This window comes from Entomomonas sp. E2T0 (assembly GCF_025985425.1).
Classification (GTDB): domain Bacteria; phylum Pseudomonadota; class Gammaproteobacteria; order Pseudomonadales; family Pseudomonadaceae; genus Entomomonas.
In genome coordinates, this window is sequence record NZ_CP094972.1 from 2,194,846 (window position 1) to 2,208,485 (window position 13,640).

The 13,640-nt window shown below is 37.0% G+C and carries 14 protein-coding genes; 12 read left to right on the forward strand and 2 right to left on the reverse strand.

Annotated features, from left to right (window positions below):
• Positions 1-5: 5 nt before the first annotated feature.
• From MTZ49_RS10630 to MTZ49_RS10685, 12 genes are all read left to right on the forward strand, one after another.
• On the forward strand, positions 6-443 hold the full coding sequence (locus MTZ49_RS10630; protein ID WP_264745525.1) for a hypothetical protein: 438 nt from the start codon (positions 6-8) through the stop codon (positions 441-443).
• 94 nt (positions 444-537) lie between these two features.
• Positions 538-1,215, forward strand: coding sequence for a hypothetical protein (locus tag MTZ49_RS10635; RefSeq protein ID WP_264745526.1), 678 nt, complete (start codon positions 538-540; stop codon positions 1,213-1,215).
• Positions 1,216-1,228: 13 nt separating this feature from the next.
• Entirely contained in the window at positions 1,229-2,704 is a 1,476-nt protein-coding gene (locus MTZ49_RS10640; RefSeq protein ID WP_264745527.1) for a DUF6094 domain-containing protein, read from the forward strand.
• A 111-nt stretch (positions 2,705-2,815) separates the two neighbouring features.
• The gene (locus MTZ49_RS10645; protein ID WP_264745528.1) at positions 2,816-3,145 is read left to right on the forward strand and encodes a hypothetical protein; all 330 of its coding nucleotides are present in this window, start codon (positions 2,816-2,818) and stop codon (positions 3,143-3,145) included.
• A complete protein-coding gene (locus MTZ49_RS10650) occupies positions 3,138-3,494 on the forward strand; it encodes a hypothetical protein (RefSeq protein ID WP_264745529.1) in 357 nt (118 codons plus the stop codon). The genes MTZ49_RS10645 and MTZ49_RS10650 overlap by 8 nt, the downstream gene beginning before the upstream one ends.
• Before the next feature lie 67 nt (positions 3,495-3,561).
• Positions 3,562-3,888, forward strand: coding sequence for a hypothetical protein (locus MTZ49_RS10655; protein WP_264745530.1), 327 nt, complete (start codon positions 3,562-3,564; stop codon positions 3,886-3,888).
• Positions 3,885-4,214 carry a hypothetical protein gene (locus tag MTZ49_RS10660; protein ID WP_264745531.1) on the forward strand — a complete coding sequence of 110 codons (330 nt, stop codon included), beginning with the start codon at positions 3,885-3,887 and terminating at the stop codon, positions 4,212-4,214. Before MTZ49_RS10655 ends, MTZ49_RS10660 begins: the two co-directional genes overlap by 4 nt.
• A 113-nt stretch (positions 4,215-4,327) precedes the next feature.
• Positions 4,328-6,679: a DEAD/DEAH box helicase family protein gene (locus tag MTZ49_RS10665; protein WP_264745532.1), complete on the forward strand. Its 2,352-nt coding sequence runs from the start codon at positions 4,328-4,330 to the stop codon at positions 6,677-6,679.
• A gap of 68 nt (positions 6,680-6,747) precedes the next feature.
• Positions 6,748-6,909 (forward strand): hypothetical protein, encoded by a 162-nt coding sequence (locus MTZ49_RS10670; protein WP_264745533.1) that lies wholly within the window; start codon positions 6,748-6,750, stop codon positions 6,907-6,909.
• A 122-nt stretch (positions 6,910-7,031) separates the two neighbouring features.
• Complete coding sequence (locus MTZ49_RS10675; protein ID WP_264745534.1) at positions 7,032-7,727, forward strand: hypothetical protein; 696 nt, start codon at positions 7,032-7,034, stop codon at positions 7,725-7,727.
• 90 nt (positions 7,728-7,817) lie between these two features.
• Positions 7,818-8,519 (forward strand): hypothetical protein, encoded by a 702-nt coding sequence (locus MTZ49_RS10680; protein WP_264745535.1) that lies wholly within the window; start codon positions 7,818-7,820, stop codon positions 8,517-8,519.
• 9 nt (positions 8,520-8,528) lie between these two features.
• Positions 8,529-8,939 (forward strand): hypothetical protein, encoded by a 411-nt coding sequence (locus tag MTZ49_RS10685; RefSeq protein WP_264745536.1) that lies wholly within the window; start codon positions 8,529-8,531, stop codon positions 8,937-8,939.
• Positions 8,940-9,006: 67 nt separating this feature from the next.
• Here MTZ49_RS10685 and MTZ49_RS10690 read toward each other — a convergent pair whose 3' ends face one another.
• Together MTZ49_RS10690 and MTZ49_RS10695 are read right to left on the reverse strand one after the other, a co-directional pair.
• On the reverse strand, positions 9,007-9,768 hold the full coding sequence (locus MTZ49_RS10690) for a hypothetical protein (RefSeq protein WP_264745537.1): 762 nt from the start codon (positions 9,766-9,768) through the stop codon (positions 9,007-9,009).
• A 10-nt stretch (positions 9,769-9,778) separates the two neighbouring features.
• Positions 9,779-13,636 carry a toxin VasX gene (locus MTZ49_RS10695; protein WP_264745538.1) on the reverse strand — a complete coding sequence of 1,286 codons (3,858 nt, stop codon included), beginning with the start codon at positions 13,634-13,636 and terminating at the stop codon, positions 9,779-9,781.
• Positions 13,637-13,640 lie beyond the last annotated feature (4 nt).

Consider the following 13,640-nt stretch of genomic DNA (forward strand, 5'->3'; position numbering starts at 1 on the left):
AAATCATGGGATGGTTATATTGTGAACATTCAAAACAGTCTTTAGTAGAAAGATTAACTAAGCCTTGGGAAGATGACGATTGTTCAGTACGTACAATTAAACATTGTATTCGTAAAGAACGAGGAGAGTTCATCCTATGGTCCGTTAATGAGTATACTTTAAAAAAAGCATGTGATTTTTATGGAAATCGACAAGTGGGTGATAAGGCCACAGAGATTCATTGTATTATTATTTCTCAACATCCAGACTATTCATCAGGTTGGAACAGTTGGGGATTCAATGCAATGACTGAATCAGCAGGTCCATATTACTACCGTTGTCCAGTTAGCTATTTAAAACTTGCTAATGCAGGTATTAATAGTGAGTGGAGAAAAGAAGTAAAAACATATCATCGAAGACTACGCAATAAACAAAGATTTATCATGCAGCTTATTCAAAATTAAGCGGCTATAAATTAAATTTCATCTTATTAACCCTCTAGGGGCATTTGCCTCTGGGTAAATGCTCCTTTTATTTATTAATAACTAATTGGAGCAGATGATGAATACAACAAATGCAGTCAGAAAAGAAGAAATACCATCTTCTACTGAAAAACACATCCACAGATTAGAAGAAATACCTGATCTCATGTGTGATGCTTGTGTGGTAGACAAATACAATAACCTAGTCTTCTTATCAGTTTGGGGACGTGATACAGCACTACAAGAGCTTTATTCGCGCATTACCTTAGCTAAAAAAGACAAAGAGTTTGGATTGGAATACCTTACTTTTAAAATAAAGGATGTACGTACACGGGTTTATGTTGGCAATGTTAAAGAGCTAACAAAGCGTTCTACTAGAACGTACAAACAAACCAAGTTTGGCACCTTATTACATACCTGGATATTTGATAAAAGTTGTATTAAGCCTGACAAAGCTAATCATACGGCATCAGTTCTACTCTGTGGTGAAATACCTATAGAAGAATTTGTGCAATATAATTGGTCAGTCATTAAAGAGTTATGCCCATTACCACTGCTTGATCATTGGGAAACAGAAATCACACCGTTATTGATTGATCATAAAATGTGTGAGGATCTGAAAACCCTTTTCGGACAAGTGGGGGGAATGCATCTAAAACTGGATGTAGCAAAGCTCGAACAACTTATTGGTGATCTTATCCTACGGAATAGATTAACCACTTATCCATCCTACCATACTGGCTTACAGCATTAATAAGGAGGCTTGTATGGCATTAATATTTCCAAGAGTCGCCGCAAACTTTGCAAGAAATGGTTATTACCCAACAGATGAAGCTACTATTGAGCGTATTCTAAATGCACTAGCTGCTAAAGACCCAAACCAACGCATCAGGATCATCGATCCGACCGCAGGTGAAGGTGTAGCAATAGCAGAAATAGCGCATCATCTAGGACGTGAAAACGTTGAAGCTTATGCTGTGGAATATAACCGTGAACGTGCTGATCATGCTAGTACCCTTGTAGACCACTGTTTACGCAGTGACCTAATGGATACAGTGATCAGCAACACAAGTTTTGGACTCCTATTTTTAAATCCGCCCTATGGTGATATGGCTCCTGGTTACAACGGAGCTATTTATGACCAAAGCAAAGGGCGAAAACGGTTAGAAAAACTGTTTTATCAAAAGAGCTATCCGATGCTCCAGTATGGAGGAATATTGACCTACATTATTCCCTACAACCAACTGGACGATGAAGTAAGCACCTGGCTTTGTAACCACTTCTCCCAATTGAGAGTTTATGAAGCTGTTGATAAACAATTTAAACAAGTGGTGATTTTTGGTGTACGCACTAAAAAATCTGATCTTGATTTAGCTGATCGTAAAAAAATGCTTGGTGTATTCAAAGCAATATACCAGGGTGAAATGAAAGCAGAAGAACTACCCCAAGATTGGCCTTATGAATCGTATCTTGTACCCAGTAGTAAAGCTGAACTACAACACTTTTATCAAGTCACTATGGACTCTGCTGAACTAGCCAGAGAAATAGCTAACTTAAAAGGATTGTGGCCAGACTTTAATCTGCACATGAAATACAAACAAAGTGTACCAAGACCACCTGTAACCAAACCTAGAGACTGGCATATTGCAATGGCTCTATCGGCAGGTGAAATATCAGGCCCTATTCACTCACCTGAAACAGGCCAAACACTGATCGTAAAAGGTGATACCCATAAAGAAAAGGTAGAACACACAGAGTGGAAAACCGAACAAGATGGCAGTAAAACATTTATCAGAACACTGATAGATAAATTTGTACCAGTCATCAAAGCATGGGATATGACCGATGGTTCACCCTATAAAGGCAAAATCATCACGATCACTACAGTAAAAGAACCAGAGCCAGAACTAAACGTCAATAATGATGAAATTGGTCTATCTACTTTATTTCCAATAGGTAGATTGCTAATGACCAGAGGTATTGATGCGCTTGTTCAACAAGGTCTTGATTTATTGCCCTATGTTACAAGGCATGGTCAAGGTGATTGGGGCGATGGTTATGCGTCTGATAACGAGCAAAATGATCGAGCCATTAAGGCGATGGTAGATGGGCACCTCTATGAGCGTGTTATGTCCACTTATACCCTTAGTCAAGAAACTGGCTTGAAAATTTGGATTATCACTGAATGGCATGGTGATGAAGATGGGCATATAACCACCGTGTTATTGCCTTCAGAATACTAGCTATTCACTAAAAAGCACTACAAAGCAATCCCTTCAACGGGTATGAAAATACCCGTGAGGAGATTCATACCCTTTTTTTATGTTTATTTTAATGAAATAAGAGGTATGAAAATGACTATAGCAACACAATACTGTAATAGTATTCATTTAACTAATGCAGTGGAGCTTGATGGAAAAATATCATTAGTAGATATATTTCTTAATGGTGTTATACGTGTTCGTGTTACAAATGAAGCTGGACACGGTAAGCAACTAAGGGTGACTTTTAACAGTGAGCAAACCATGAAACTTGCATTAAAGCATACTCATTGGGCACGCTTACCAGCAGAAGCTAACACCGTAGTTGCAGATATCCATGAGAAAGGTATCCGAGTTAAGCGGACTTTTTATAGAGACTTTGATCTTCTATCCAATTTATCGGAGGGAATGACAAATGTCTGAATTACAACAAATGATTGATAATACTAAAACAGTATTAACGTGGGGGCTTTGGACACAGCCTTTTAAAGTTACGTTTAACAGACGTATAAGAGAAGGTGTGGATAAAAAACCTGCAATGATACTAGATGGTATTAAATACATTAATATTAAAAAACATAGAGTACGTTTAACTTTTTGGAGTAAAAAGGATTGCCTGAAAGCCCTTAAGTTGACAGGTTGGACTTATACAGAGGATAAACCTACTCTCATTGAAACTTACAGACAGGGAGAATTCCTCATCTGTAATCAACATAAAATTCTTTTTGATAATGCTCTATGTGTAAGAGCAAGATCATTAGGAATGAAATAACTAACAACCCACAGGGTATGTGATTACCCTTGGGTACATTCATACCCTAATTATTTTGGAGTATGTAATGTGTGCTAATGAAAAAAATTTTATTGTTACCTTATCTAATGGACATGACCTAGAAGGTGAGTTTGTTGCAGATGAATGTGTACTTATGGGTGTTAAACATATTTCATTTAATTATATGTTTGATACAGACAGTAGCATAACAGTGCAATTTGATTCTGAAGAATCCTATCAACAAGCTTTAAAGCAGACTGATTGGAGACTGTCTTTGAATCATAATCATAGTCTAGGTATTAATTGTACTGAAGGTGCGGTAAGAGTATTTGATATTGTTTATGAAAAAATAGATGTATCTCCTGATGTAAAAGCAGAGAGGGCATCACAATGAGTACAAAAAATACTAAAGCGTTACAAGTATTAACGTTAATGTATGGTCGTTTTAATGAGGAAGATGAGCAAAGTAGTGTGTTATTAGGCCCTATGCTAACAGGTATCACTAAGTTAGCTTATTGCAATCTAACGATTAGGCTCTACTTTGATTCAAAAGAGTCATTAGCAGAAGCTAAACGCCAAACAGGATGGGAACAATATAATGATAAATCACTGATTATGCCAGGTTTTAATAATTATATAGTGACCAACGTTGCTATTCCAAATAGTGATGCTAGATCAATTGTTTACTATAGCCATTGGGATATAGAAGCAATAGGTTAATGAAAAAAACTGTGTACAGTGTACACAACATTTATAAACCCACAGGGTATGAACAATACCCTATGGGTAGCTGTGTTCATGCCCTGTTTTTCTTATTTTATTGGAGAAACAACATGAACACAGCACTACAAACGATACAAAACATACCAGGTAAGGGACTCGTACAAGACCTTAGTGTATTTATTAATACCTTTAAAGGCCAACTACTAGACTCATTAGGACAATCTAATCCACCTGTGTACACACCCGAAAAAGCCAATCCTATTCGCCAAGCGATAATGGATAACCTGAGTCGTCAGCCATTTCCTGCCCAAGCAGAGATAGTGCAAGCAGTTTGTGCGCTCTTAATAGAGCGTAATGAACCTGCGGCCATTATCAATGCAGAAATGGGTTCTGGGAAGTCGATGATGGCTATTACGATCGCAGCAGTATTATTTGCTGAAGGTTATAAACGATCATTAATTATTTCACCACCCCATTTAGTTTACAAATGGCGACGTGAAATACTAGAAACAGTACCCCATGCCAAAGTATGGGTAATGAATGGTCCTGATACATTAGCAAAGCTTCTGCAAGCCAGAGAAGCGTTAAAGGTTAAAAGTGAAGATGTGCCAGAGTTTTATATTCTTGGTCGTGTCAGAATGCGTATGGGCTACCATTGGCAACCTGTATGCAGAAAGGGACGATTTGTTGAACGTTACTTGGATGAAGCTTCACAAAAAACCTTTACTAAAATAAGACCAGCAGCCTGTTGTCCAGACTGTTTTAGTCACATTATTAATCCAAAAACAGAGCAACCTTACACACCTGAAGAGTTTTATGACATTAAAAATCAACAACAGTGTGAGAGTTGTGGTAGTAAGCTTTGGACATTAATGAATGGCAAAAAAGTCGAGGTTAAACAAAAAGGTTCAAAGGCTGAAGAAATCGAGCAACATGATTTTCGGAAGCAACTGGTTAAAGAAATGTGCAAGATTCCTACTATTGGTTCTGCAACAGCTAACAAACTCATCAATACGTTTGGTACTGAATTTATTGCGGAAATGTTGGTAGACAATGTACATAACTTTATTAACCTAATGGATGAACAAGGCGACTTAGTCTTTAATGATAGCCAAGCGGTACGTATGGAACGTGCTTTGGGCAAAATAGAGTTTAGTTTTGGGCAGGGTGGATACCAAGCCTCAGAGTTTATTAAACGCTATTTACCCCAAGGCTACTTTGATCTAATGATCGTGGATGAAGGTCACGAATACAAGAACGAAGGTTCAGCTCAAGGCCAAGCAATGGGAGTACTTGCCAGTAAAGTAAGAAAAATTGTCTTACTGACAGGTACCTTGATGGGAGGCTATGCAGCAGATCTCTTTTACTTACTGTTTCGAGTCATCACGAGCAGAATGATTGAAGATGGGTATAAGCCCAATGAACGCGGTAGTCTAGCTACAGCCTCAACAGCATTCCAACGTGATCATGGTGTATTAAAAGACATCTTTACTGAAAAACAAGGGGAAAGCCACAAGACAGCGAAGGGCAATAAAATGGTCCATCGTACCTCTAAGGCTCCTGGTTTTGGTCCTAAAGGTATTTTACGGTATGTACTACCTTTCACTGTTTTCTTGAAACTTAAGGAAATTGGTGGAGATATACTACCTGACTATACCGAGGAGTTTGTTGAAGTAGATATGACAGACGACCAACAAGAAGCTTATAACTACCTTGTTGGTACCTTAACTACCTTATTGAAAAAAGCATTAGCACGAGGGGATACCTCGCTGCTAGGTGTAGTACTTAATACCTTATTAGCATGGCCTGATTGTTGTTTTAGAGAGGAAGAAGTAACGCATCCAAGGGATACAAACGATGATGGTACACACAAAGTATTGGCGACAGTTGAAAGCCTATTTACTTCAGTGGACATCATGCCCAAAGAAGCGGAACTGATCCGAATTTGCCGAGAGGAAAAAGCGAATAATCGACGTGTTCTTGTGTATACGACCTACACACAGACCAGAGATACAACGCATAGACTCAAGACAATATTAGAGCGAGAAGGCTTTAAGGTAGGCGTCCTAAAGTGTAAACCAGAGGAACGCGAAGACTGGATTTTGGCACGAGTAGATGAGGGCATTGATATACTTATCTGCAATCCAGAACAAGTTAAAACGGGACTCGATCTTTTGGACTTTCCTACCATTGTATTCATGCAGACGGGTTGGAGTGTGTACACCATGATGCAAGCCAGCCGAAGGTCTTGGCGGATAGGGCAAACACTGGCTGTTAGAGTGCTATTTTTAGGTTATAGAGATACGACACAGATAAACTGTTTAGAACTCATGGCCAAAAAAATAGCGGTTACCCAAAGTACATCGGGTGATATACCTGATAGCGGTTTAGATTGCTTAAATCCAGACAGTGAGTCAGTAGAAATGGCATTAGCTAAACAACTACTGGCAAAAGCGGCTTAATAAACAACTCACCCACCAGGGAGAAACTTCCCTGGTGGAAGTTTCTCCTTCTTTTTAGGAGAAAAAATATGTTAGATCTATCGAACACTGTGTATAACAGTGATTATACAAAATTAGCTTATTTAATTGCACGAAGCTTAGCTGATCTGCGTTATTCATTACCCAATGATGATCAACTTCTTAGTGTAATTAAAAATGGTGATAGCTCAACCGATTTATTCCTCATGTAGAAAGCTTTTTACCAGATTATCTGATAATTAACCTAGCTGAAGAATAAAAAACTTTAACACACCCATTGGGGATACTCCCCAGTGGGAGTATCTTCAATTTTATTATTATCTTGGAGATTATTATGTCAAAAGCAATTGCAAACATTGTAAATACAGGTTATTCGTTACTAGCCTATGATTTGTATGATTTTGTGAAGAATCGGGGACAATTACCTGATGAAGACACAGTCCTACAGATATTTAAAGAGAGTACTGATTTTAATGAAGTAGGTAATCAGCTAAACCATGTATTTTTAGAATGTACCAGAGAAGCATTATTAAATGCAGTGTCTCAGGAATACAGAGAAAAAGTACGTGCTATGCTACTAATACGGGAAGATCTACAAGATAACTCTACTGAAGATCAATTTGAAATTCGATTTTTAGATAGAACGTTAGACTATGTAGATACTGCTGTACTGGATGACTTTTATTTTTCATTGAAAAAATATGAGCGAGATTACCTAGCTAATAACCTTACTAGTAAAGTAACGTTTTCATTTGAAGCTCCTAATCAATTGATAGATTCGCTGTTAGAAATAGAAGGAATAAATACCTTTCTTTATCAAACAGCAGTTGAACCATCGGATAAGAGAGAATATGAAACGTACATTTTGCACCAAGGACTTATTAGGCAATCATGGAAGTCACAAGAAGTTAGCTTTGAAAAGTTATCACAGCTTCATAGCTTAATACGCCCTTATATGGGAAATTTAAGAGATGATTCTGTGACACATCCTTTTAATGCAGAATTTATTGTGATCAATATAAAAGCTTAATAAGTCAAACACTACACCCACTGGGGAAATACAACTTCCCAGTGGGGCGTTGTGTTTCTCCAAATTAACTATTATTTATTTGGAGATTTAATGATGAGTCGTGTCATCGTGGCATTAACAGAAACTGGCTACTCACCTATTGCGGATAGTCTTTATGAGTATATTCAATTTGAGGGTAATTTACCTGAAGAAGATGAAGTTATAGCGTTATTTAAAGACAATGCAGGTAACTTATCAGAATATGGCCATAAGCTAAATAGATTGTTTATAGAGCGTGTACAACATATTTTATTATGTGGTGTTCGTACACCTATCTATGAGCAAGCTAAAAAATTGCTAAGAATTGAGGAAAATTTCTGTGAGGAGGATTCTAGTAATGATAGTTTTAAAATTAGCTTTGCTGGAATAACCTATCAAGATCCTTCTACTGAAGAATTAGAGGCCCTTGATGTAATCATTAGAAATTATAGCCTTACTTATTTACAAGACAATGTGGTAGTAGCTAATACTTATACTTTGTCGGTTCCTGCCGAGGCAGTGAATAAGATAAAAGAAATAGATACGGATGGTATTTGTGAGCCAATAGTTGATTATAGCTGTGGCGTATCCAGTACTCATATTATTGAGACAGGATATTTAAGAGAGCGAGTTGAACAAAATGGTGATGGTACAAATGTACAAGAATACTATGAAAGTATTTGGAAAATAATCAGTGATTATATTCCAAACTTTATGGAGATTAAGGCACATAAGCCTGATTTCTTAGTACTTTATGCATCCTATACAAATTAGGAAATCACTATGACAAATCAACTTTACTACACACTGTGTCAATTTAAAGGTGCTCATATTGCACAAAGTATTTATCCATTTTTAGCAGATTCAGGTCTTATTCCTGATGATGAGGATACATTAGAGTTAATCTTTGATGCTTGTTGTAGCGTTAATGGTAAAGTGACTACTAATGAAATAGCAGCATTCATGAACGTAGACCAACGAGAAAGACTAAAAACATACATTGAATGTCATTTAGTCCAAGTAGAAAACAGAGAAGTACTGAGAAAAGCACTAGTATATGATGAATATACTAATGTAAATAACCCAAGTTTGGATCTGTTTTGTATATTTTTTCAAGGTAAAGGCTATGGCCCAACAGTTGAAAATATTGAGGCATTATGCAGAGCAATCAATGAATTTGAACAAATGCTTTAGTGTTTAATTAACTTAGGACATTGTATTTAGCTGCCAAGAGAAATCCTCTTGGTAGCTAATCTTAGAATTAATTACGCCACTCTATTTTTACAGGTTCTTCTATGCATGGGATATTAGGCATTTGCTCTTTAAAGAAGATAAGTAATTCATCAAATCGATCTTTAGGACAAAATACAAAAGTTTTATAATTCTGTAATTGACCACTGAGATTATTTTTCTTTTGCCTTTGTAACGTAATGATTTTACGTTTTTTATCAATGAGTATGTGAGTAACTTCTTTCCATAATCGTTGCTTATGGTTAGTTAAAACTTTTTTAGATAAGTTTTCCTTAAATTTTAAGCGAGATAAAGCGGCTAACCCCATACCTCCAGGTCCTATTAAGGCTAACCAAAGCACTTCTGGTTGATTAGTATCAATAGCTGCATACAATATGACAATAACGCCAACAACAATAATAATAATAGTACCTATTATAAATTTTCTATTAAGATCTGTACCACTATAAAATTCTAATCCATACTCTGTACAACGATAAACAAATAAAAATTTTCCAAACAAAATAAAATAAAATAAAATAATAGGAAGTATAGGTATAGAAAAAATAATTAGCAATGGCCAACCAAATGGGTCTTCTGGTTCTCTTAAAAAGAAAAATCCTGTTATAGGTACTATTAAAAATATAAAAACTATAAAACTAAAAATGATTCTAGCAACAATAAGATTATTATTAACCGCCCAAATATCCCATGTTTTCAACATAGGGTACTGTGTGTGATACCATTTAACTTGATTATAATAATCTGGTTTAGTTTTTTTGTTGAATAACATAAATATCCTATTAACTACTTGTAACAGTGGGTACCCAAATAATTTGGGGGCTATTTTGAGTTAAACTGGTACCTAACTGTTGTTCTTTAGGGATAGACTTTTGATGATAATCATCTAATACCATTTTACAGGGAGTATTATAGGTTTTATCATTCAGTTCTAACCGATATAGATAGTGATCTGTTAACTGCTCATTGTTTTGGCTATTAAATACTATTTTAGGGTAAGTTATTTTAACTTCTAAAGTAATATGAGTATCTTTATCAATACTTGCTGTATCTAACCAAATATATAAAAGTCTATGTTTATTGTCTGCACTATAATATGTATCTGCTTGAACTGTTTTTAAGGGATACTTCGGTAGTTGTAATGGCTGATCTGGTTTAGAAGTTTTTGCCCAATAACGAGTTTGTTCTAATTGCTGATAAAATGTAGTTGATAAGGGTAGTTTCTTCTGGGTTTTAGTATCTACTAAAAGTAGATCTATTATAATATTATGTCCCTCCATTTTTTCTGGAAGTGCAATCCCTACCCAAATACTTTCATGGGAATTGCCTAACATTGCCCTAGTTCGCTCATCAGGGCTTAATAATTGTTTAGCTAATGGATTTACAATAACTGTAGGTTGTAGTACAGCTTTATAAAGCGCATGGTATTCTTGTAGATGCCCATTTTCAGTATCAGGCCAAAAGTTTTCATTTTTGCCCCAACTGCAACGATGTAACCATAAACGAACGCCATCACGTTTATAGTATTTAGCATAAGTTGATACGGCTAAATAAATTACACCTAAAATTAAAGCAGCTATCGCAAAGCCAGGATGTAAAGCAAACCAACCAAATTTAAACCACACCGCAGTAAATGATAATAATGTTTGAATGCCCATACTACCTGCCATAAGGCCTAGTATAAAAACTTTACCCCAAGCCCAGTAATGTTCTTCTGTACTGGTTGTGTTTTTAAGCTCATCTACTGCTCCCCATAATTCAAATCCAGCAGCAACAGTACCTACTAATGACATCATCATAAAACCACTACGTAAACTAGACATTAAATTAGCTATTTCTACCCTTGTACCACTGGTTCGAGCAAGCCAATAATTTAAGCTTCTGGAAACAACCCTTATTTTTTTGTTAAATAAATGAGGGCTAATAGAACTAGCAACAGGCGAAACCCAAATAGACATAGCTGTGTTTATAGCATAACCTGCCGATGCTACAAATTCTTTCATTTTTTCAGGGGTATAGCTCTGTTGTAGTTCTTTGGCAACAGAGCCAAAGTTGTAGAGGTTGGCTGCTAATACAATCAGTGGTAGTTCGGAGCCTTTGATTATATGGCGTCCTTGGGTTGTCCATTCTTTTACTAAGGCCAGTGTTTTGGTGTCACTGGCTCTGCTGAGTAGGGCATTTAGCAGTGGTCTATAGTTCATAATAGGTACCCCTTGGTGGCTTGTGCCTATTTCTATATACCATTTGTACGGTGGGGTTGACTCTAAAAGGTTGAGTTGTTGTTTGGCAAGGGTTATGGCTTTTTTATCGGTCAGTTTTGTAATTTCTTGTTTTTTTGCTTTTATCGCTGCTTGCCAATCTGCCATTTCTGTGGCAAAGCGTTGATTACGGGTGAGGTATATTTTTTCTCCAGAGGGGCCTAAGTTAACAATGGTTGCTTTAGCAGCATAGGCAAGCAGGCTGACATTGTCTAGGAGAGCCATTGTGTTGTTAGCAATACCTTGTAGGAGGTATTTGGTGCTGTTATTGCTCATTTTATAGAGCGTGTCAAAGAGCTTGTGGGTTACGTCATCTAGGGTTTTGTAGAGGGCATGGTTTTTTACCATGTCTAATGAGATAACACTGGCAATTTCATTAGCCCGATTAACTGCACTGACTTTGTCTAAGGCTCTCAGAATGCCTTCTCTTTCTCCTAGTAATCCTTGTAGTTCGGGTGTTTGACCTTGTTTCGCAGTAGCTATTTTTTGTGCTAGTTGTTTTTCTGTAAGTGCTTCTATCTCAGCAATAATGTTCTTGATAAATTCGTAGAGTTCTTTGCTAAAGTTGTAGTGGGCTAGTCCAATAAATACTTGGGGATCATTGAATTGTAGTTTTATCCATTCTTTTCCTTGGGCAGTTTGGTTTAGGAAGGCGGTGATGGTTTCTGTTGTTTCAAGCAGTTCTTTTGCTTGGTCTTCATCAATGGGGTCTAAGAATACAGATTCTACATTGCCATCTAGTTTATTGAGCCATGCGATAAGGTCAGGTTGGTATTTGTGTATATGGTCTTGATAGCGTTTTTTGTCTTTGGCTATTTGGATAAGGTAGTCTACCATTTCATCAAAGCGAAGGTCTTCTCGCCATGTTTTTACGGTATCCCATTCTTTGTATTTTGCACGCCATCTTTCGGATAGGTGTATGGTAGGTGCATTTTGACTAGCAGGGAATATATCGTCTAGTGCTATAGTATGGTGGGTACTGGTATCTTCTGGTTGATATTCTTCTACACGGTAATGCCATTTCTTTTTGAAGTCTACATATTGCCAAGCGAGCTCATCACGCTGTCTAATTTTGTAACGACCACTTTCGCTCATAATGTCTATATTGGGATTAACTGTGCCAGGTTCCCATGTACGGGTTTGTTTTTCTAGTAGGGCATAGATGTCTTTTAAGCATTCATAGTATTCTTCTGGCTTATTTTCATTATGGCTAATTCTATCGGGTACAAAGTCTTTTAGTTCTGCCCCTATAAGCCCTAGACATTGTTCTGCTACACCTGCTTTATGGGCGTTGTCTTGTTCAAACTGGTAGCCTTCGCCCCATCTGCCTGCTAGGTTGATGGTAAGGTCGTCTATTATGGCCAGTGGGTCATCTAGTGCCACAAAGATACCTGTATCCATAGTAGGCATAGCCCCTTGGATGGTGGTTTCATTTATGATGGGTTTTATATGTTGTGTTTCTGCTGCATCACTGGCTTGTGAAACCGTAGGTGTACTGGTTGTGGCAAAGCTAGGATTAGGGTAAGGATTTTTTTCTATATAGCTTTTGTGGTGTAACGCATTTGGTTTTATATCTGCAACATATTTACCTAGTTCAGCAATGGACTTAGTATGTGGTAGTGTTCTGTCTTGATCTGTACAGTAGGTATTTAAATCTAGCTGTCTTGCCCATTTACTAAAGAATGGTGTACACAGTTTTATTTTTATTCTATCTGTACAGCGCACCGCTGAATAGGATAAAAATATTCTGTGGGCTTGGTATTCAAGGTATTTTTTTGTGTCACCTTGTTGTGGTTTTTGTTGGTTATCATTTTGTTTTTTAGGGTCACGCTGTTTTTCTTTGGCATTGCGGTCAAAAATATTGATTAAGGTAAAGGTATCGCCTTTAATTTCGTATTCATGGAGTTCATCATCTGTCCAGTCGTAAACATAAAGCCAACCATCTCTTAGTTGACGTAAGGTATAGCTACGGGTATTTATTTGTGGAAAGTATTTTTTAGGGGTGAGTGGCCAATCCCAATCATCAGGAATTGGATGCGCTCCTTGTGAGGTTCCTTTTTTAGTTGGGGATTCGTCTATTGCGTAGCGTACAGGAAAGATTCTGATTTTATCTAGTATAGGACAAGTGCCTATACCTTTAGGATCGGGTTGGAATGCGGTATTAAGGCTGTCTTTTCTAGCCTGTTTACGGTTTGTTGATAAGGGGTTATTTAGTTGATTGGTGGTTTTATCAGGAATAATAAGTGTTTGTGCAGGGTGTATTAGGTTGTTATTGACAGGGATGTTATTTGCTTGTTTAAGGTCATTAACAGAGAGGTTAAATTTTGCAGCTATTTGGGCTAAGGATTCACCTTTTTTTACGGTATAGGTTGTTTGTGTCATGATG